At 61.6% G+C, this 17,778-nt stretch carries 19 protein-coding genes; 8 read left to right on the forward strand and 11 right to left on the reverse strand.

Annotation, left to right across the window (positions count from 1 at the left end):
• Window positions 1–47: 47 nt before the first annotated feature.
• Together ACIPZ8_RS22645 and ACIPZ8_RS22650 are read right to left on the reverse strand one after the other, a co-directional pair.
• A complete protein-coding gene (locus tag ACIPZ8_RS22645; protein ID WP_400727786.1) occupies window positions 48–989 on the reverse strand; it encodes an electron transfer flavoprotein subunit alpha/FixB family protein in 942 nt (313 codons plus the stop codon).
• Window positions 990–1,739, reverse strand: coding sequence for an electron transfer flavoprotein subunit beta/FixA family protein (locus ACIPZ8_RS22650; protein WP_400727789.1), 750 nt, complete (start codon window positions 1,737–1,739; stop codon window positions 990–992).
• Window positions 1,740–1,977: 238 nt separating this feature from the next.
• Between ACIPZ8_RS22650 and ACIPZ8_RS22655 the strand changes: the two genes are divergently transcribed.
• On the forward strand, window positions 1,978–2,964 hold the full coding sequence (locus tag ACIPZ8_RS22655; protein WP_400727792.1) for a DUF1852 domain-containing protein: 987 nt from the start codon (window positions 1,978–1,980) through the stop codon (window positions 2,962–2,964).
• Window positions 2,965–2,991: 27 nt separating this feature from the next.
• Complete coding sequence (locus ACIPZ8_RS22660; protein ID WP_400727795.1) at window positions 2,992–4,023, forward strand: methionine synthase; 1,032 nt, start codon at window positions 2,992–2,994, stop codon at window positions 4,021–4,023.
• A gap of 193 nt (window positions 4,024–4,216) precedes the next feature.
• Here ACIPZ8_RS22660 and gfa read toward each other — a convergent pair whose 3' ends face one another.
• Together gfa and ACIPZ8_RS22670 are read right to left on the reverse strand one after the other, a co-directional pair.
• Window positions 4,217–4,795 carry an S-(hydroxymethyl)glutathione synthase gene (gfa, locus tag ACIPZ8_RS22665; protein ID WP_400727798.1) on the reverse strand — a complete coding sequence of 193 codons (579 nt, stop codon included), beginning with the start codon at window positions 4,793–4,795 and terminating at the stop codon, window positions 4,217–4,219.
• Between the two features lie 71 nt (window positions 4,796–4,866).
• Window positions 4,867–6,000, reverse strand: coding sequence for an aminotransferase class V-fold PLP-dependent enzyme (locus ACIPZ8_RS22670; protein ID WP_400727801.1), 1,134 nt, complete (start codon window positions 5,998–6,000; stop codon window positions 4,867–4,869).
• Between the two features lie 151 nt (window positions 6,001–6,151).
• Between ACIPZ8_RS22670 and ACIPZ8_RS22675 the strand changes: the two genes are divergently transcribed.
• A complete protein-coding gene (locus ACIPZ8_RS22675) occupies window positions 6,152–6,622 on the forward strand; it encodes a hypothetical protein (RefSeq protein WP_400727804.1) in 471 nt (156 codons plus the stop codon).
• A gap of 305 nt (window positions 6,623–6,927) precedes the next feature.
• Window positions 6,928–7,629: a hypothetical protein gene (locus ACIPZ8_RS22680; RefSeq protein WP_400727806.1), complete on the forward strand. Its 702-nt coding sequence runs from the start codon at window positions 6,928–6,930 to the stop codon at window positions 7,627–7,629.
• Between the two features lie 341 nt (window positions 7,630–7,970).
• On the opposite strand, the gene ACIPZ8_RS22685 is transcribed toward ACIPZ8_RS22680, so the two are convergent.
• The 3 genes from ACIPZ8_RS22685 to ACIPZ8_RS22695 form a co-directional block, all read right to left on the reverse strand.
• Entirely contained in the window at window positions 7,971–8,807 is an 837-nt protein-coding gene (locus ACIPZ8_RS22685) for an outer membrane protein OmpK (protein WP_400727809.1), read from the reverse strand.
• Between the two features lie 79 nt (window positions 8,808–8,886).
• Complete coding sequence (locus ACIPZ8_RS22690; RefSeq protein ID WP_400727812.1) at window positions 8,887–9,819, reverse strand: transporter; 933 nt, start codon at window positions 9,817–9,819, stop codon at window positions 8,887–8,889.
• Between the two features lie 76 nt (window positions 9,820–9,895).
• On the reverse strand, window positions 9,896–10,228 hold the full coding sequence (locus tag ACIPZ8_RS22695; RefSeq protein ID WP_400727815.1) for a potassium channel family protein: 333 nt from the start codon (window positions 10,226–10,228) through the stop codon (window positions 9,896–9,898).
• A gap of 195 nt (window positions 10,229–10,423) precedes the next feature.
• Here ACIPZ8_RS22695 and potE point away from each other — a divergent pair, with 195 nt between their 5' ends.
• The 3 genes from potE (at window position 10,424) to ACIPZ8_RS22710 (ending at window position 13,078) form a co-directional block, all read left to right on the forward strand.
• Window positions 10,424–11,755: a putrescine-ornithine antiporter gene (gene potE, locus ACIPZ8_RS22700; protein ID WP_400727817.1), complete on the forward strand. Its 1,332-nt coding sequence runs from the start codon at window positions 10,424–10,426 to the stop codon at window positions 11,753–11,755.
• On the forward strand, window positions 11,752–12,666 hold the full coding sequence (locus ACIPZ8_RS22705) for a transporter substrate-binding domain-containing protein (protein ID WP_400727820.1): 915 nt from the start codon (window positions 11,752–11,754) through the stop codon (window positions 12,664–12,666). Before potE ends, ACIPZ8_RS22705 begins: the two co-directional genes overlap by 4 nt.
• Window positions 12,667–12,781: 115 nt before the next feature.
• Window positions 12,782–13,078, forward strand: a complete 297-nt coding sequence (locus tag ACIPZ8_RS22710; protein ID WP_400727823.1) for a hypothetical protein — start codon at window positions 12,782–12,784, stop codon at window positions 13,076–13,078.
• Between the two features lie 35 nt (window positions 13,079–13,113).
• Here the strand turns inward: ACIPZ8_RS22710 and ACIPZ8_RS22715 are convergent, their stop codons facing one another.
• The 3 genes from ACIPZ8_RS22715 to ACIPZ8_RS22725 are packed head-to-tail and all read right to left on the reverse strand — an operon-like array spanning window position 13,114 to window position 15,458.
• Complete coding sequence (locus ACIPZ8_RS22715; protein WP_400727825.1) at window positions 13,114–13,875, reverse strand: hypothetical protein; 762 nt, start codon at window positions 13,873–13,875, stop codon at window positions 13,114–13,116.
• A gap of 38 nt (window positions 13,876–13,913) precedes the next feature.
• The gene (locus ACIPZ8_RS22720) at window positions 13,914–14,225 is read right to left on the reverse strand and encodes a non-heme iron oxygenase ferredoxin subunit (protein WP_400727826.1); all 312 of its coding nucleotides are present in this window, start codon (window positions 14,223–14,225) and stop codon (window positions 13,914–13,916) included.
• A 21-nt stretch (window positions 14,226–14,246) separates the two neighbouring features.
• Window positions 14,247–15,458, reverse strand: a complete 1,212-nt coding sequence (locus ACIPZ8_RS22725; protein ID WP_400727829.1) for an NAD(P)/FAD-dependent oxidoreductase — start codon at window positions 15,456–15,458, stop codon at window positions 14,247–14,249.
• A 104-nt stretch (window positions 15,459–15,562) separates the two neighbouring features.
• Between ACIPZ8_RS22725 and ACIPZ8_RS22730 the strand changes: the two genes are divergently transcribed.
• Window positions 15,563–16,972: a PLP-dependent aminotransferase family protein gene (locus tag ACIPZ8_RS22730; protein ID WP_400727832.1), complete on the forward strand. Its 1,410-nt coding sequence runs from the start codon at window positions 15,563–15,565 to the stop codon at window positions 16,970–16,972.
• Here the strand turns inward: ACIPZ8_RS22730 and ACIPZ8_RS22735 are convergent.
• Window positions 16,969–17,760, reverse strand: coding sequence for a LysR family transcriptional regulator (locus ACIPZ8_RS22735; RefSeq protein WP_400727835.1), 792 nt, complete (start codon window positions 17,758–17,760; stop codon window positions 16,969–16,971). The two genes, ACIPZ8_RS22730 and ACIPZ8_RS22735, sit on opposite strands and share 4 nt — an antisense overlap.
• Window positions 17,761–17,778: the final 18 nt, after the last annotated feature.

Raw genomic sequence — 17,778 nt, forward strand, 5'->3', positions numbered from 1 at the left:
AAAAAGCCCGGCCCTCGGTTTGAGGATCGGGCTTTTGTTTCAGTGGATCAGGCCAGCTGTTCCAGCTCCGGAACGGCTTCGAACAGGTCAGCGACCAGGCCGTAATCGGCCACCTGGAAGATCGGCGCTTCTTCATCCTTGTTGATCGCGACGATCACCTTGGAGTCCTTCATGCCGGCCAGGTGCTGGATCGCGCCGGAGATACCGACGGCGATGTACAGCTGCGGCGCGACGATCTTGCCGGTCTGGCCGACCTGCATGTCGTTCGGCACGAAGCCGGCGTCGACCGCGGCGCGCGAGGCACCGACGGCAGCGCCGAGCTTGTCGGCCAGGCTGTACAGGTGCTTGAAGTTGTCACCGTTGCCCATGCCACGGCCGCCGGAAACGACGATCTTGGCAGCGGTCAGCTCTGGGCGATCGGACTTGGCCAGCGCTTCGCCCACGAAGGCAGAGATGCCAACGTTGTGCGCAGCGCCAACCGCTTCAACCGCAGCCGAGCCACCTTCGGCGGCCACGGCGTCGAAGCCGGTGGTACGCACGGTGATGACCTTGATGGCCGCGCTCGATTGCACGGTGGCAATGGCGTTACCGGCGTAGATCGGGCGCTTGAAGGTGTCGGCCGATTCAACCGAGATGATCTCGGAGATCTGGTCGACGTCCAGCAGCGCGGCAACGCGCGGCAGGATGTTCTTGCCATTGGTGGTGGCCGGGGCCAGCACGTGGCTGTATGCCTTGGCCAGCTCGAAGATCAGCGGCGCGACGTTTTCCGGCAATGCGTGGGCGTAGGCAGCGTTATCGGCAACCAGCACCTTGGCCACACCAGCGATCTTGGCAGCGGCTTCGGCAACGCCACCGACGTTTGCGCCTGCGACCAGCACGTGCACATCACCACCGATCTTGGCGGCAGCGGCGACAGTGTTCAGGGTGGCCGGGGCTACGGCACCTTTTTCCGGACCTTGTAGAAGGTCAGCGACAACCAGGACAGTCATTCAGATCACCTTCGCTTCGTTCTTCAGTTTCTCGACCAGTTCGGCCACCGATTTGACCTTGATGCCAGCGCTGCGGGCAGCCGGGGCTTCGACTTTCAGGGTCTTGTTGGTGGAGGCGAGGGAAACGCCCAGCGCATCTGGAGTGACGGTCTCCAGCGGCTTCTTCTTGGCCTTCATGATGTTCGGCAGCGACGCGTAGCGTGGCTCGTTCAGGCGCAGGTCGGTGGTGACGATGGCAGGCAGATTCAGCGAAACCGTCTGCAGGCCGCCATCGATTTCACGGGTGACGTTCAGCTTGTCGCCAGCCACGATGACCTTGGAGGCGAAGGTGCCCTGGGCAAAACCGGTCAGCGCGGCCAGCATCTGGCCGGTCTGGTTGTTGTCACTGTCGATGGCCTGCTTGCCGAGGATCACCAGCTGCGGCTGCTCCTTGTCGACAACGGCTTTCAGTGCCTTGGCCACGGCCAGGGAGTTCAGCTCGTCAGCGGCTTCAACCAGGATGGCGCGGTCGGCACCCAGGGCCAGGGCGGTACGCAGTTGCTCCTGGACGGCGCCCGGGCCGACCGAAACCACCACGACCTCGCTGGCGATACCCTGTTCCTTCAGGCGCACGGCCTGTTCCACGGCGATTTCGCAGAAGGGGTTCATGGACATCTTGGCATTTGCCAGGTCGACACCGCTGTTGTCCGCCTTGACGCGAACCTTGACGTTGTAATCGACCACTCGCTTGACGCTTACCAATACCCTCATAGGTTCTCCAGTTATTGATGGTGGGGCGGCGGGGAGGGGGTTGGCAACGACGGTAGCGCAGTGTTGGCGAGTGGGGATCGTCCGTTTCAACTAGCGGGGCTGGCGCTGATTGCGCTGAAGGCGTCATGAGCATGACTAAAGATTCTGTGAAATCAATTCAGTTCCACTCGCTCAGACCCTGAACCTAGAATACGGCTCAATTAAAGGCTATTTAAGTATTCCAGTGGGACGGTCGATCATGACGTGCACAGACTTCAAGTTTTCCATCAAGCGCATTGGTTTTGACGAGCACTATCGTCCTGCCGAAACGACGCGCCTCACTACCAACTTCGCCAACTTGGCGAGGGGGGCAAGTCGCCAGGAAAACCTGCGCAATACATTGCAGATGATTGACAACCGTTTCAATGCCCTGGCGCACTGGGATAATCCCGAAGGGGATCGTTACAGGGTCGAGCTTGAAATTGTTTCTGTCGCCATGAGTCTCGGCGACGACAATAGCGATCAGCCACTGCCCTTGATTGAAATCCTGAAGACGACCATCGTCGACCGCACCACGGGCGAGCGCACCGCAGGCATGGTCGGCAACAATTTCTCTTCGTACGTGCGCGATTACGATTTCAGCGTCCTGCTGCCGGGGCACAACAAAAACCAGGCCGCCTTCAGCACGCCCGAGCATTTTGGCGAGCTGCACGGCAAGCTGTTCAAGTGCTTCGTCAACTCGGCAGCGTATGAAGAACACTTTGCCAAGCCACCGGTTATCTGCCTGAGTGTTTCCAGCAGCAAGAAGTATCACCGCACTGAAAATCAGCACCCTGTACTGGGCCATGAATATCAGCAAGATGAATATTCGCTGACGGATGAGTACTTCGGGAAAATGGGCCTGAAGGTCCGTTACTTCATGCCGCCGAACAGTGTCGCGCCCTTGGCGTTCTATTTTTCCGGTGATTTGCTGGGTGACTACAGCAACCTTGAGTTGATCAGCACCATCAGCACCATGGATACGTTCCAGAAGATCTATCGGCCGGAAATCTACAATGCGAATTCCGCGGCAGGCAAATACTACCAGCCCAGCCTGCAGCACCAGGATTATTCATTGACGCGGATTGTCTATGACCGCGAAGAACGCAGCCGGCTGGCCATCGAACAGGGACGTTTTGTCGAAGAGCACTTCATCAAGCCCTGTCAGGCCGTGCTCGAACAATGGTCCGCTCATTACACGTGCTGAATTACCAGGAATACAAGGTCATCCGCCATGAAAAAACTGCTACCCACTTCCACTGCCGGCAGCCTGCCCAAGCCTTCCTGGCTGGCGCAACCGGAAACACTCTGGTCCCCTTGGAAGTTGCAGGATGAAGCCTTGATCGAAGGCAAGCAGGATGCACTGCGCCTGGCCCTGCAAGCGCAGCAGCACGCCGGCATCGATATCGTCAGTGATGGCGAGCAGACGCGCCAACACTTTGTCACGACCTTCATCGAACACCTGAGCGGCGTTGATTTCGAAAAACGCGAGACCGTCAGGATCCGTGATCGCTATGACGCCAGCGTTCCGACGGTGGTGGGGGCTGTCGCCCGTCAGAAGCCGGTCTTCGTCGAAGATGCCAGGTTCCTGCGCCAGCAAACCCGGCAGCCGATCAAGTGGGCGCTGCCAGGCCCCATGACCATGATCGATACGCTGCACGACAGCCATTTCAAAAGCCGCGAAAAACTGGCCTGGGAATTTGCCAGGATCCTCAACGAGGAGGCGCGGGAACTGGAGGCGGCGGGCGTCGACATCATCCAGTTCGATGAACCGGCGTTCAATGTGTTCTTCGACGAGGTGAACGACTGGGGGGTGGCCACCCTGGAAAGGGCGGTCGAAGGCCTGAAATGCGAAACGGCCGTGCATATCTGCTATGGCTATGGCATCAAGGCCAACACCGACTGGAAGAAGACCCTGGGTTCGGAATGGCGGCAATACGAACAAGCCTTCCCCAAGCTGCAGAAGTCCAGCATCGACATCATCTCGCTGGAGTGCCACAACTCCCATGTCCCCATGGAGCTGATCGAACTTATCCGTGGCAAGAAGGTGATGGTCGGTGCCATTGACGTGGCGAACCACACGATCGAGACCCCCGAGGAAGTCGCCAATACTCTGCGCAAGGCGCTGCAGTTCGTGGAGGCCGACAAGCTCTACCCGTGCACCAACTGTGGCATGGCGCCGTTGCCGCGGCGCGTGGCCAACGGCAAGTTGCGTGCCTTGAGTGCGGGGGCAGAGATCGTCCGCCGCGAACTCGCGAGCCATTGAGCTTTCGCCACGCAACAGGCGATTTCCTGCTCACTGCAAAAGACATTTCCTTTGCCACGCTGGAGGGGGTGAACGCGGTGGCAGGGCGCTCTGCCTGATAAGCACGCCTGGCATTCCGCTTCGGTCCGCTGACCAGGCATGGGGCTCAAAGGGGCGTCGAGTCGGCTTGGCCGCGTCGACGCCAAGGGCAGTGTCAGGCGTCGCGGTAGGTGCCTTTCTGCTTGGCGGCGTGTGTCGCCAGTGCATCCATGAGCGGCGGCGACAAGCAGTCGTAGGGTTCCAGGCCAAGTTCACGCAGGCGCCCGCGAATGGCCGCCATCTGTGCCGGTGGCGTGCCGCTTTCGATCACCGAGGACACGAAAGCGGCAAATGCCGGTGCAGACCAGCCGCTTTGCGGGGACAGCTCGGTGTGCACGAAGTCGAGGCCGTAGAAGGCGTGGCCGCTGTTCTCGATGCGGCCGAACAGGTGGGCGCCACAGTCACGGCAGGCGTGGCGCTGGATCACCGCGCCGGGGTCAACCACCTGGAGCTTCTCGCCATGGGCCAGCACGCTGACCTTGTCGCGTGGGACCACGGCCACCACCGAGAAGGTCGCGCCTGCCGGCTTCCAGCACTTGGTGCAGCCACAGGCATGGTTGTGCAGCGTTTGTGCGCTGATGGCAACCTCGACCTTGTCGGTCGGGCACAGGCACTGCAAGGTGCCGCCGGTGAAGCCGGGTTGCTCCGGCTGAATACCTTGGTCGATCGATGGATGTAACGGTACGGCGTTCATGGTACTGGTCCCTCCTGGCGCTGGTGTGAGGTCAGTCTGGAGCGTAGGCCAAATGCAGCCAGGATGAGGGTTCAGTTCATCAGCACTTCGTCCAGTGCCTGCTCAAGGGTGCTGACCGTGCGCTCGATATTGTGCAGTTTTTCGAGCCCGAACAGGCCGATGCGAAAGGTCTGGAAGTCGGCTGGCTCGTCACACTGCAACGGCACCCCGGCGGCTATCTGCAGGCCGTGCTCGGCAAACTTCCTGCCGTTCTTGATTTCGGCATCATCGGTGTAGCTCACCACCACGCCCGGGGCCTGGAAGCCGGCTGCGGCCACGCTCCTGATACCTTTGCCGGCCAACAGGGCGCGGACCCGATCGCCCAGTACCTGTTGTTCGCCGCGCAGCTTGTCGAAGCCATAGGCTTGCATCTCGTTCATCACGTCGTTGAAGCGCGCGAGTGAATCGCTGGGCATGGTCGCATGGTAGGCATGCCCGCCCTGTTCGTAGGCCTGCATGATCTGCAGCCACTTTTTCAGGTCGCAGGCAAAGCTGCTGCTCTGCGTCTGCCCGATGCGCTCCAGGGCCAACGCACTGAACATCACCAGGGCGCAGCAAGGGGAGGCGCTCCAGCCTTTCTGGGGGGCGCTGATCAGCAGGTCGACGGCGCACTTTTGCATATCGACCCAAAGCGTGCCTGAGGCGATGCAGTCCAGCACGAACAAGCCCCCCACCGCATGCACGGCGTCGCCGACGGCCCGCAGGTAATCGTCGGGCAGGATCATCCCGGAAGAGGTTTCGACATGGGGGGCGAAGACCACCTGCGGCTTGTGCGTCTCGATGGCTGCCAGCACTTCGTCCAGTGCAGGAGGGGCGTAGGCCGCCTGGCGCCCCGTTTCGACCGGTCGGGCTTTCAGCACCGTGGTGGCCGCCGGGATGTTGCCCATCTCAAGGATCTGGCTCCAGCGATAACTGAACCAGCCGTTGCGGATCACCAGGCATTGCTGGCCGGAGGCAAACTGCCGCGCTACCGCCTCCATGCCGAAGGTACCGCTGCCCGGGACTACTGCAACGGCCTGGGCGTTGTAGACCTGCTTCAGGGTGCTGGAAATGTTCCTCATCACGCCCTGGAACGCCTGCGACATGTGATTGAGCGAGCGGTCGGTGTAGACCACCGAGTACTCGACCAGCCCCTCGGGATCAATGGCGGGATAGATCTTGGACATGGGGTGACTCCTTTCGGCAGAGAGCTTTCGGCAGAGATGTCAGTGCTATCGACCTTGGCCCAAGACTTGGCAAATGACAAGATTGGGCGGGGCTGATTGCAGGTACCGCTGATCCCCTGTCCACGTTGCTGCTTTCCGGGATGAACCTTGTATGCCTGTATTTGAAATTCTGCCGCTGCATTCCGTAGGCCCGGCGCGCCTCGGCGCTACACGTGTGGAAGTCAGGCAGGCAATGGACGCCAGCGGATTCCCGCTGCAAACGGCCCATGGTAATTGCGATTACTTCAGCAATGCGGCGATGCAGATCGAGTACGGTGCAGATGACAAGGCACTGTTCATTGGCGTGTCGGGAGGGGCTGCTTTCAGGGTGGTGTTCAAGGGCGTTGATGTCTTCAACCTGCCTGCCAATGAGGTTTTCGCCCTGATGGCTGACGCGGATGGCTCTGGCCCGCATGACTTCAACAGTGATGAATATTGCTTTCCTAACCAGATCCTTACGCTTTGGGATGCGGATGAGCAGTATGACCGAGACGGCGACGAAACCCGCCCGATATGGGCACAAGTGGGAATCGGCAGTGGTGCTTATCTGGCGGCTATTGTGGCCATCGACACTAAGGCGTGAATGTCGGGTAGGCTGCTGTGAGTCGTTAGCTGCCCTCTGCCAGGGCAGCTATGAGTAGAAATCGTACATTCACGACTGACTTCCTCAGGGCGTGAAGCGGACGATCGCAACAGCCGCCTTTCGGCCAGATGCGGTGATCAACGTATAGTCGTTTCGGCCTGAGCGCTCATGTGCCTTCCTTTTCCACGCTTCCGATAGCGTATCCCAATACTGTCGTATGGCACGGCTGTAGGCTTAAAACTTGGCTAAGCTGATGGCGAGCAGAACGTAAATTGCTGAAAGTTCATACCAGCTGGAGGCCTTCAATGAACAAGCGAGACAGTATCCTCTTCATCACTGGGAGCGTTGGACTTGCCTTGTTGGTTTTAGCTACGCTGCTCATCGGGTGCCCAACAATTAGCCAGGAACGAACGCTCAACATCGCCCTTGGGCTGATGTCTGCACTGATTGCTGCTTGTATCCCAGGTATTTTGGGGCTGAGAATTGACGCTTTGCCTGCACTTCCAATCCAAGCGGGAGGGGGAATTGTCGTATTTATTCTGGTGGTGTGGTTTAGACCAGCTGCGTTGGCATCAGAACCAGTCGAACTGCAATTTTCCAACGCATCTTGTCAGGGCAACGTGCCAGTGGGAAAAGAGATCAACATTACAAAGCTTCCGCCAGCTTTAGATCCTACGCAACAGCAACTCAAGTCAGAAAGCGCTTTGGGTCGGCCTGTAAGCTTTACCTTCAACTACACCTTCGGAGAGTACGCGGGAAGTCGCCGATGGACTCAAGTAAAACCGGGAGTATGGATCGAGATGTACCCTAACGAAATACTGTTCTCGGCCTTCAGGGAGGTAGGGCAGCAGAAACTATTTAACTGCATGGGAACTGTAGTGGAGCGCCAGGACAGTAGCCATCTTAAAATTTTCATTCCTAATAAAGGCTGCGACGACAAGCTGTGGTTCAATGCCAGCTCTGGTGGTGAATGGGCTTATCTGGGAGAAATGAAATCCGTGGAGTAGAGCATCAGCCTGATGACCTGAATTGAATTAACTATCGTAGCTACATCAGCGGCTGCTTTTGGCCGATTGCGGTCAGCCTTGAATGGCCGCTATGGGTCGTTAGCGGCCATCCACGACCGGCTGCTGCAATAGTTCGATAGCTGCCGATGAGGCCGGCATTGATTATTGTGGTACCAGGCTTGCACCGCGAAGGCGCCGGCCTAGGAAATAGTGTTGCCTGGCACGGGCTTCGCCCGTGTTCGCGGGCAGGCCCGCCCCACAGGGATCTCGTCAGCTTTTAGAAATTGAGCAAGGAAGTTGCTCCCACAGGGATAGCATTTCGCTTGCGGAAAAAGGCCACCTCAGAAGTGATACTTGACCAGGGCACTCGCGGTGTTCTGGTCGGTGGTAAAACCTTTCGAGTCCCTGATGCCGTACTTGTCCGACCAGTAGTCATACTCCAGGCCCACATACAGGTGCTTGGCCTCGTACCCCATGGCCTTGCCGAGGTCGTACTTGAGCTGCGGGTTGAAGTGCAGGTTGGCGTGGTAGTCCGACTGGTTGCGGTGGCTGGAACTGGCATCCTTGTTGTTCACCACCCAATCCATGAAGCCGTCGAACAGGATGTCCGAGTTGCCGACGGGTATGGTGATCGCCCAGGCCGGTGTCACCTGCCACGCGCCGGACGGCACGCGATTGCCGTCCGGCTTGCGGTAGTAGACGTTCAGCTGGAAGTAGTCGAAACCGGGGATGGCGAGGTCCACGGCAGGGCCGAGCAGGTAGGTCTCGACATCTCCTTCGCCGAATTCATAGGTACTGGCAATCAGCACATCCTTGATCGGGCCGAATGACAGGTCGGTGCCGCTGATCTTGCCCAGCGACAGGCGCGGGCTGAACTCGCCGTAATAGCTGCTTTTGCCGTTGTTGGCGCTTTGCTTGCCGTTGTAGTTGATCTGGTCGACGAAGAACCAGATGTCGCCCCAAGTCCAGTTGCTCGCACTTTCGAAGGTGAAGGTCTGCTGGATGGGCGGGTCGACCTTGTAGTTCTTGCCCCACAGATAGGTCAGGCTTTCGTTGTGCCAGAGTAACGGGCCATCGTTGATGGTCGGCCCTGGCGCCATGTCCTTTCCGCCGGCAAGGGACTGCCCGGTTACCAGCAGGCCGCTCGCGATCAGCAGGGAAGCCAGGGTACGCTCCATGTTCGTGCTCCTCACATTGCGATTGGAGAAACCTTATTCACTAGTTCGCCTGGAGGGGGCTGTCAAATGCTGCAGGCTTTCACAGCCCGCCACCAAACCGATACTGCCAGACCACCCCGGCCACATCGAATTCGCTGCCGGTACGGGTGTGCGCACCATTGCTGGCAAACAGTTTCACCGAGTTGTTGCGGTTGAGCGGCAGGGTGAGGGTGCAGCCATAGCGGGTGTTTTCCTGGAAGTCGTGGTTGCCGACTCCGTCGACCGAGGTGTTGCCACCGGCGAAATAGGTACCGTCCAATGAGGCCCAGACTCCATTTTGAAAGGCGTAGATCAGGTGCGCCTGGGTCTGGTAGACCGGCCGCTGGGAAAACCTGCGGCTGCCGAGGTATTGGTCATTGTCGGTGAAGAAGGTGCCCGCGCCTGACAACTCCAGGGTGACCGCGCCGATGCGCTTGGAAATGCCGATTTCAGGCTTGAACGACCAGCGATTGTTGCCGAGGTTGACCAGCCGGCTGGAGTCGTATTGGCCAAGCGGCGCGGTAATCGCCAGGCTGGAGCCGATGATCACATCCTGCTGGTAGCTGGGAAACTCCGCCAGCGACAGGGCCGGGGCGCCATACCAGTTGACCGAGAAACGGAATCTCGGGTCGATCAGGCCGGTCACATTACGCTCCCTGGGTTCACCGGCGAACAGGGCAGAACCGGTCAGCCTGGCCTCGGGCACGACGACATCGAACTTGGCGGAACGGCCCCAGACCTCCAGCGACCTGGCAAAGGCAAACACCACCGTCTGGATGTCCAGCTTGGCATCCTCCAGCGGCACCGAGGGGTTGGCGGTGACATTACCCCGCAGGTCGCTGTAGCCCAGCAGCAGGAAGTTGATGCCGACCGGCGTATTGGCGTAGGCCCTGGGCTCGAGGTCCTCCGCGTTGGCGCCCCGGGCGACCAGCAGCAGCGGCGCCAGGCCCAACGCAGCCAGCCCAGGCACGCAGAAACTGTGTTTCGACGCCATTGGTTCGGTTCCTGTCAGGCTGCCCGGGTGCTATGTACTGTTGTAGTTGATCCGGCAACGGACGTCGCCCCAGGTATCAGTGGATACCTTGGTCTTCCAGCACCTTGCGCAACGCATGCACGCCGACCGCGACGATCAGCCCGGTCATGACGATGCCCGCGATACCGATCAGCATGGCCAGGCAGCGTGCCAGACCCAGCCTGGGCACCAGGTCACCATAGCCAATGGTCAAGCCCGTCACGAAGGAAAAGTACAGGCCGTCGCCCACAGGCCAACCTTCCAGCTCGCCGACGGCCAGCCCGAGCAGGGCCATGAACAGCAGCAGTAGCGACACGATCGGCCAGACGACCAGCAGCCCGCGCCAGAATTCACGGATGAAGTCATGGCGTAACTGTTTGATGGCTCGCATGGGACACTCCTTCAAAGAAGCAAACGACAGATTTGTTCACCCTCACGCCTGGCCGCACGGCCGATCACCAGCCATCATCATGTAGCAGAATCTGGCTGTACTGGCCGCGTTGCGGGTGTGCTGCACCTGGCTGGCCGACGTTCTTGCAGTGCAAACGCCCCATGGGCATCGACGCTTGGCTCGGAGGTCATCATCGTGCGCGATCCTGCAAAGAAAATGGGCCTGGTCGGGCTCACCACGTTGGTCACGGTGAACATGATGGGCTCAGGCATCATCATGCTGCCGGCAAGCATGGCGCAGATCGGCGCCGTTTCGCTGTTGTCCTGGGTGATCACGGCGGTGGGGTCGATGGCCATCGCCTATTGCTTCGCCCAGTGCGGCATCTACTGCACCCGCTCAGGAGGCATGTCGGCCTACAGTGAAGAGGCCCACGGCAAATCCGCCTTCTTCCTCTGTTCTTACCTCTATTTTCTCTCGCTGATGATCGGCAATGTGGCCATCGGCATTTCTGCCGTGGGTTACCTGACGCCCTTCATCCCCTGGCTGGGCAGCGGTGCGGTGCCGTTGCTGGTTGGGGCGGTGGCGCTGATCTGGTTCACGACCCTGGCCAATCTGGGGGGCGCCGACATCACCGGGCGCCTGGGGGCGATCAGTGTCTGGGGCGTGATCGTGCCGGTGGCTGGCCTGAGCCTGATCGGCTGGTTCTGGTTCAGCCCTGCCACCTTCGAGCAGGCCTGGAACCCCGGGCAGGTACCGGTCGGCCAGGCGATCACCAACAGCATTCCGCTGACATTGTGGGCGTTTCTGGGCATGGAGTCGGCCGCGCAGAACTCCGACGCAGTGGAGAACCCCAAGCGCAACGTGCCGCTGGCCTGCCTGTTCGGCACGCTGGGCGCGGCGGTGGTGTACGTCCTGTCGACCAGCGTCATCCAGGGCATCGTGCCCAACCCCGACCTGGCCAACGCCAGCGCACCGTTCGCCCTGGCTTACGCGCGGATGTTCGATGACACCGTGGGCAACGTGATCATGGGCCTGGCGGTGATCGCCTGCGTCGGTTCGCTGCTCGGCTGGCAGTTCACCCTGGCAGAGACCGCCAAGGTCACGGCCGGGCAGGGGCTGTTCCCGAAACTGTTCACCCGCACCACGGCCCGGGGCGTTCCCCTGGCCGGGATGCTCACCTGCGCGCTGATGCAGAGCCTGATCGCCCTGTCGACCTTGTCACCCAACGCCAGCGCCCAGTTCGGCAGGCTGGTCAACCTGGCGGCGGTGACCAACATCATTCCCTACATCACCTCGCTGACCGGCTTGCTGGTGATCATGTACAAGGCCCAGGTGGACATCGCCATTTTCCGCCGCAACAGCGCCATCATGCTGGTCGCCGTGTGCTACTGCTTCTACGCGCTTTACGCCTCGGGCCTGGAAGCGGTGTTCGGTGCGGCGCTGATCATGGCGTTGGGGTACCTGTTGTTCGGCTTCATAGCCAAGCGCTTCATCAAGGGACTGGACATGATCGGAGGCGCGCCATGAGCAGCAGCGCGAAGCTGGCCTGTGTGTGCCTTGCCAGCCTGATCGGCTGGGCTGCACCTTGTGCCACGGTGGCCGCAGCGGATGTGATGGGCCGGATACGTGACAGCCAGGTGCTGACGTTGGGGTACATGGACGGCTTTGCGCCGTTTTCCTCGGGCAATGAACAGGCCCCGCAAGGCTACGCAGTCGAATTGTGCCGGGCAGTCGCCGAAAAGCTGCGCCAGACGCCCGGTTTCGCCGGGCTGCAGGTGCGCTGGCGGGCGCTGCCGGAGCAGGAGGTGGCGCGCACGCTGAGCGAGGGGCAGGTGGACCTGTTCTGCACGCCCGCGGTGGAAACCCTCGCCCGGCGAAAGACCCTGGACTTCTCCATCCCGGTGTTCACCTCTGGCCTGGCCGTCATGGTCAGGCGCGATGCGCCCACGACCTTGCTCGGCCCGCTCAACGGCCGTGCCAGCGATAACGGCCCGCGCTGGCGCGCGACGATCAATGCCGGCCTGAGCAAACACAGCTTTGCCGTGCTGCACGGCACGGTGAGCAGCGACTGGGCCCGCCAACGGATTCGCCAGCTTGGCTTGCAATCCAGCCTGCAGGAGGTGCCCACGTATCAGGAAGGGGTGCGCCGGGTGGCGGCGCGCGAGGTCGATGCGTTCCTCGGCGATCGGATGGTCCTGCTGGGCTATCAGGCCGGGCAGGCCGAACGTGAGCAGCTGTGGGTGCCGGACCGCCTGTTCGACATGAACCGGGTGGCACTGGCGATGGCCCGTGGCGATGAGGACTTTCGGCTGCTGGTGGACAGTGCCTTGAGCCAGGCGCTGGCAGGGCAGCAGGGCGAGGCACTGTTCAGGCGCTTCCTGGGGGAGCAGTCGGCACAGGACCGCTTGCTGCAGAGCCTGTACCCGCTGCCCGACTGACCGGGCCGGCAGTCGGAACCCGTTGGCATTCTGCGTCGCTCGCGTTGCGCTATCGGCCTTCTCCGCTATGGTGTGGTGAGCCATACACATAAGACTAAAGTCGTAGGAGGGCGGCATGCGGATTCGCGGGGATGTGTTCTGGGGCTGGGCTGATCCGATGCTTCACCATCGGGCTCACGGTGAAACCCTGGACGATGGCACGACCATCGATGTCCAGGTACGACTGTCGCGCACAGGCAACACGCAAATGTTCATCGGCGTGTACGCCGGCTGCGGCATGGCTCTGCATGAAGAAGCCTTTGCTTCAAGGCCAGGCGAGTCGATGACCCGGGCGCTGGCCTGGGGCGTGGGGCAGGCGAGACGTGTCGCTGTCGAAGGGCCGCCTCGATCCAGGCAGGCGGCTTACGCATGAACCGAGGCTGACCGGGAATAGCGTGCCTGATCACTTCACAGGCACTTCAGCGATTGCGCCGGGTCGACGAATCGGTACCCCTCGGTTATCAGACCGTCGACCTTCAGTGCCGAACGGTTACGCTCCGCCTGCTCACGCATGGCCGCTGTGACATTGACGTTCAGCTCGATCTGCCGGGGCGTGAAGTCGGCATCCGTCTCTTTGACCGGGACCGCCGATTTCTGCAACTGGGCAACACTCTGTTCGGAAAGCTGCACCGGGTTGATGTTGCGTTGCACGTCCCGTTCGCTGCGGCGGTTGTTGCTGCGGATGGTGAAGCCCGGCTGGGCGACGCGGCCCGTGGGGCTGTAGAAGATCGAGGTGGCGAGCCGGTCCAGGGCGCAGTCTTCTTCCTTGCGCCGATGCACCAGATCACGCGCCGGGCGCTCGGGCAGCGCCAGGCGAGTGATGCCGAAATCGTTTATCGCACCCAGAATCTCGCGGTGGTCGTCCGAGACCTGGATCTCACGACGCGGCGGCCAGAAATCGAAGTTGCCATGGCCGCCCCACCAGCCGCCCACATGGATCGCGAACATCTCCGGGTAGACCTTGCGCTCGGTGCGGCGCATCGGCTTGATGTCGTAGAAGCACATGCACGCCAGCTGGATGAGGTGGGTCGCACCCAGCGCGGCCAGTGGCTCATAGATGACGATGCCGAAGCGATCATGGGCGTTCCAGCCCGGGAACACATCCCACATGCTGGCCGGTTTGTCTGCGCACTCGACTTCGTAGAAGTCCGAGCTCAAAGCGTCGATCACGTGCATATCAATCCCTTATCGTTGTATGGGGTGCTCGGTCACACCAGGCATTGCACTTCATTGCCTTCGAGGCGCACGGGGTAGGTTTTCAGGGCGCATTCGGCCGGCCCTTCAAGCACCGCGCCGGTGGTGATGTCGAAGCGGGCGCCGTGCAGTGGGCATTCGATCTCGCTGCCTTCCAGCCAGCCGTCCGACAGCAGCGCATAGGCGTGGGGGCAGACGTTGTCGGTGGCGAAGTAGCGTTCATCGACCTGATACACCGCAATCATGCGGCCTTCCACTTCGCAGGCGAATGCCGCGTCCGGTTGCACCTCGGCGGCATCGCAGACTTTGATCCAGGCTTGTTCCATGGGGCGGTTCTCCGACCGGTTTCAAAAGGGATTGGCAACTGCTGAGGCGATGGTCGACAAGTAGACGTCCGGCAGCGCCTCGTTGCGTTTCAGCGCGCGCCTGATTGCCGACAGATCGCGCCCCCGGTTCGCGGCGATGGCACAGACCAGCTGGCTCTGCCCGCTCCAGCCCAGCGCCAGCCATTGCGCCGAGCCGGGTTCGCCGATGAACGAGTAGGTGCAGGCGAGGTGGGTGAGGCCGATGCACTGGACGCTGCTGTGGTATTGATCGGACCACAGCCAGGGCATCTCGCTATAGGTGGCGTCCGTCTCTCCGGCTGCCGCCCGACCTGCCACGCAGCCTTGGTCGCTGGCGGCGCTCCATGATTCGGAGCGGGTAGTGACGCCCAGGTGGGCCACCGGGTAGCGGGTCACCTCGCCGGCAGCGAAAATGCCTGGGTCGGACGTCGTGCAGGCCACATCGACCAGGATGCCGTCGTCTACCGACAGGCCGCAGCCCGCAGCCAGTTCCACGTTCGGCTGAACGCCAATACCGACGATGACGATATCGGCCAGGATAGCCCCGGCGCTGGTGTCGACTCGCGCCTTGCCGCCGTCGGCCTGGCCGATGTTCAAGACCTGTGTGCCGAGCTGAATGTCCACGCCATGGGCACGGTGCAAGGCCTCGATCCACTGGCTCAGGGCCGCTGACCCGGTGCGGGCGAGCAGGTGCTGGCGAGGTTCGATGACAGTCACCCGGCAGCCCCGCTGACGGGCCGCAGCCGCCACTTCCAGGCCAATGAAGCCACCGCCGACGATCACCACGGCTGCGCCTTCGACCAGCTTGGCGCGTATGGCCAGTGCTTCATCGAAGGTGCGTAGATAGTGCACGGGGGCGCGCACCTGATCGGCCGGCAGCTGCCTGACCCGTGAGCCGGTGGCGAGGATCAGGCGGTCATAGCCAAGGGCTTCGCCGTTGTCGAGGCGAATACGCGCCGCCGTTCTGTCAATCGCCTCCGCACGCCTGCCGTGCAACAGCTTCAGCCGGGCGTGCGCATGGATATCTGCGCCGGCCAGTAGCTGGGGCTCAACGTCGTCACCGGCGAGAAACCCTTTTGACAGGTGAGGGCGGTCATAGGGCCGGTGATGTTCGGCGCTGACCATCGAGACGCGCGCATCGGGACGCGCTTGCAGGAGGCTTCTGGCCGACTGGTGCGCTGCCAGGCCGCCGCCGACGATGACGATATGCTCCATGTTTCCCTCACTCGGTCAGGTAGTAAGCCGACTCTAGTGCGGGTAGCCTCTGTACTACAATGCACACATTTCTGTGATTTCATGTAGTACAGATTGGAGGGCGGATGCAGCGCTTCAGACACGTTGCCGAGTTGCTACAGAAACGCATCGACTCAGGTGTCATTGCGCCGGGTGACAAGCTCCCTTCGCTGCGTCGCCTGGCCAGCGAGACAGGCTTCAGCGTGGTGACCGTATACCGGGCCTATGAACTGCTGGAGGCGCAGGGTGTTTGCCACTCCAGGGACCGCTCGGGGTTCTACGTTGCGAGTCCCGCCAAGGCTGCGCAGCATCGGATGTCATCCAGAATGCCGGTCATGCCACCGGATGACGTCCGTTCGCTCGATGATGGGCTGGCCCGGCTGCCGTTCCATGCCAGGGCCGCGGCCGCGATGCTGCCGGCTGCCGGGCTGATGCCCGAGGCAGGGCTGATCAAGGGCTTTCGCCGCGCACTCCTGCAAAAGCCTGTCGACACAGGCCAAGGCATCGACGAGTGGGTGGCGTTGAAAACCGCCATTGCGCAGCGCGCAGGGCAGCGGCAAGCGTTCACCGGGCAGGACGGGGTACTGCTCACGCGTTCGGCGATGGAGGCTTTCAACCTGTGCCTGGACAGCTTGTCCCAGGGCGGGGCACCGGTGCTGGTCGAGAGCCCGTCGTTCTACCCGGTACTGGAAAGCCTGCGCCACCGGCGCATCAAGACTGTGGAGATCTACTCCCATCCCACGTACGGCGTCGACCCCGAGCAGTTCGAGCACATTCTCAAGAGCACGGGCGTGAAACGCTGTGTGCTGATGGGCGTCAATCGTTTCCCCACGGGCGTCACTTACAGCGGTGAAAGCCTGGCAAGGCTGGTACGTGCCGCCCGGCAGAACGAGGCGCTGATCATCGAAAACGACATGGCCGGGGAGCTTGGTCATGGCGAACTCAACACCCTCTCGCTCAAGGCGTTCGACGACGATGACACGGTGGTGCAGTTCGGCGGCACCGCCTCATACCTGTCCTCGGCCTATGAAATCGGCTGGGTCGTGGCCGGTCGGCACGCTGCCAGGCTGGTTGCCAACCGACACCTTGCAGGCACGCACCTGCCCCATGTGGCGCTGCAGGCAGCATTGGCCGATTACCTGAAAAGCCGGCAGATCGAGCGTGATCTGCGCCACGCCAGCCACGTACTGGCCGAGCGCATGAGGCAGGGCATCGATTTGCTCATGGCCGCGTCAGGCGGCAAGGTCGCTGTGTCGGCGCCAACCGGCGGTTACCTGTGTTGGGTACGAGGCCCCCGGCATTTCGATTCGATGAAACTGGCGATGACGGCCGGGCATGACACGTTCGACTTCATTCCCGGGCCGTTCTTTTCGCCGGCAGGGGCGTTTTCGAACTTCATGGCGCTGAATTTCTCTGCGCCATGGACCGATAGCCGACGGGAGCACTTGCATCGACTGGTTGTCCAGATGCTGGGCAAGGCCGGCATGGCAGGCTAGGCCGGTTGGCCAATCGAAAGTTGCAAGGCATCGCGCAGCTGAATGACCCCTTCGAGTGCCAACGCCTGAGCCGAATAGCACAGGCCGATGCGCCGACGCATGTCCAGTTGCGGCAGCGGTTCGGTGCGCACGTCACGCTGCTCGGCGGCCAGTGATTGCGGCACGATCGCCGACCCCAGCCCGGCGGCTACCAGTTCCAGGGCCAGGGTAAAGGTTTCGGCTTCGGCCACCGGCGGGCCATCGTAGAACGGCTGTAGCCGCTGATGGCTTGGCTGTGCAGGGCAGATGATCCAGCGTTCATGCCCGTCGCTGGCCAATGGCAGGGCCCGCACGAACGGGTCACTGTGCAAGGGTAGAAACAGCTCATCCTCACACCGCAGTTCTTCGCTGGCCAGTCGCGCAGCGCCCATGCAGCCGGTCACCAGCTGCAGGCGCACGGCAGGTGTGATGGCTGCCGCAGCCAGCGCAAGCTGCTTCACCGTCGCCGAGCTGACATCGTGCTCCACGCCGATCTGCAAGGCTGCACAGTCGCGGTCGCTGCGAAAACGGGTCAGCAGCCTGCTCGCCTCGGCGACCATGCGCTGGGCTTCGGGGTAGAGCGCACGCGCATCGTCGGTGACCTCTACGCCCCTGGGCCGACGTACGAACAGTGTGGTGCCCAGTGCATCTTCCAGTGCCTTGATGCTGCCCGACAGCGCCGGCTGGCTCAGGTGTATGGCGCGTGCGGCGGCGGTGATATTGCGTTCTTCAAACACTGCGATGAACGCACGAAGCTGACGATAATCCACGGGTTACCCATAAGTTCT

This window comes from Pseudomonas sp. NPDC089422 (assembly GCF_044749405.1).
Taxonomy (GTDB): Bacteria; Pseudomonadota; Gammaproteobacteria; order Pseudomonadales; family Pseudomonadaceae; genus Aquipseudomonas.

Excerpts from the sequence above, each read along its gene's own strand:
- ACIPZ8_RS22680 (WP_400727806.1), top strand. The coding sequence starts at position 6,928 with ATGAACAAGCGAGACAGTATCCTCTTCATCACTGGGAGCGTTGGACTT.
- ACIPZ8_RS22660 (WP_400727795.1), top strand. The coding sequence starts at position 2,992 with ATGAAAAAACTGCTACCCACTTCCACTGCCGGCAGCCTGCCCAAGCCT.
- ACIPZ8_RS22730 (WP_400727832.1), top strand. The coding sequence starts at position 15,563 with ATGCAGCGCTTCAGACACGTTGCCGAGTTGCTACAGAAACGCATCGAC.
- ACIPZ8_RS22650 (WP_400727789.1), bottom strand. The coding sequence starts at position 1,739 with ATGAGGGTATTGGTAAGCGTCAAGCGAGTGGTCGATTACAACGTCAAG.
- ACIPZ8_RS22675 (WP_400727804.1), top strand. The coding sequence starts at position 6,152 with ATGCCTGTATTTGAAATTCTGCCGCTGCATTCCGTAGGCCCGGCGCGC.
- ACIPZ8_RS22695 (WP_400727815.1), bottom strand. The coding sequence starts at position 10,228 with ATGCGAGCCATCAAACAGTTACGCCATGACTTCATCCGTGAATTCTGG.
- ACIPZ8_RS22720 (WP_400727826.1), bottom strand. The coding sequence starts at position 14,225 with ATGGAACAAGCCTGGATCAAAGTCTGCGATGCCGCCGAGGTGCAACCG.
- ACIPZ8_RS22645 (WP_400727786.1), bottom strand. The coding sequence starts at position 989 with ATGACTGTCCTGGTTGTCGCTGACCTTCTACAAGGTCCGGAAAAAGGT.
- ACIPZ8_RS22710 (WP_400727823.1), top strand. The coding sequence starts at position 12,782 with ATGCGGATTCGCGGGGATGTGTTCTGGGGCTGGGCTGATCCGATGCTT.
- ACIPZ8_RS22655 (WP_400727792.1), top strand. The coding sequence starts at position 1,978 with ATGACGTGCACAGACTTCAAGTTTTCCATCAAGCGCATTGGTTTTGAC.
- ACIPZ8_RS22705 (WP_400727820.1), top strand. The coding sequence starts at position 11,752 with ATGAGCAGCAGCGCGAAGCTGGCCTGTGTGTGCCTTGCCAGCCTGATC.
- ACIPZ8_RS22685 (WP_400727809.1), bottom strand. The coding sequence starts at position 8,807 with ATGGAGCGTACCCTGGCTTCCCTGCTGATCGCGAGCGGCCTGCTGGTA.
- ACIPZ8_RS22690 (WP_400727812.1), bottom strand. The coding sequence starts at position 9,819 with ATGGCGTCGAAACACAGTTTCTGCGTGCCTGGGCTGGCTGCGTTGGGC.
- ACIPZ8_RS22670 (WP_400727801.1), bottom strand. The coding sequence starts at position 6,000 with ATGTCCAAGATCTATCCCGCCATTGATCCCGAGGGGCTGGTCGAGTAC.
- gfa (WP_400727798.1), bottom strand. The coding sequence starts at position 4,795 with ATGAACGCCGTACCGTTACATCCATCGATCGACCAAGGTATTCAGCCG.
- ACIPZ8_RS22725 (WP_400727829.1), bottom strand. The coding sequence starts at position 15,458 with ATGGAGCATATCGTCATCGTCGGCGGCGGCCTGGCAGCGCACCAGTCG.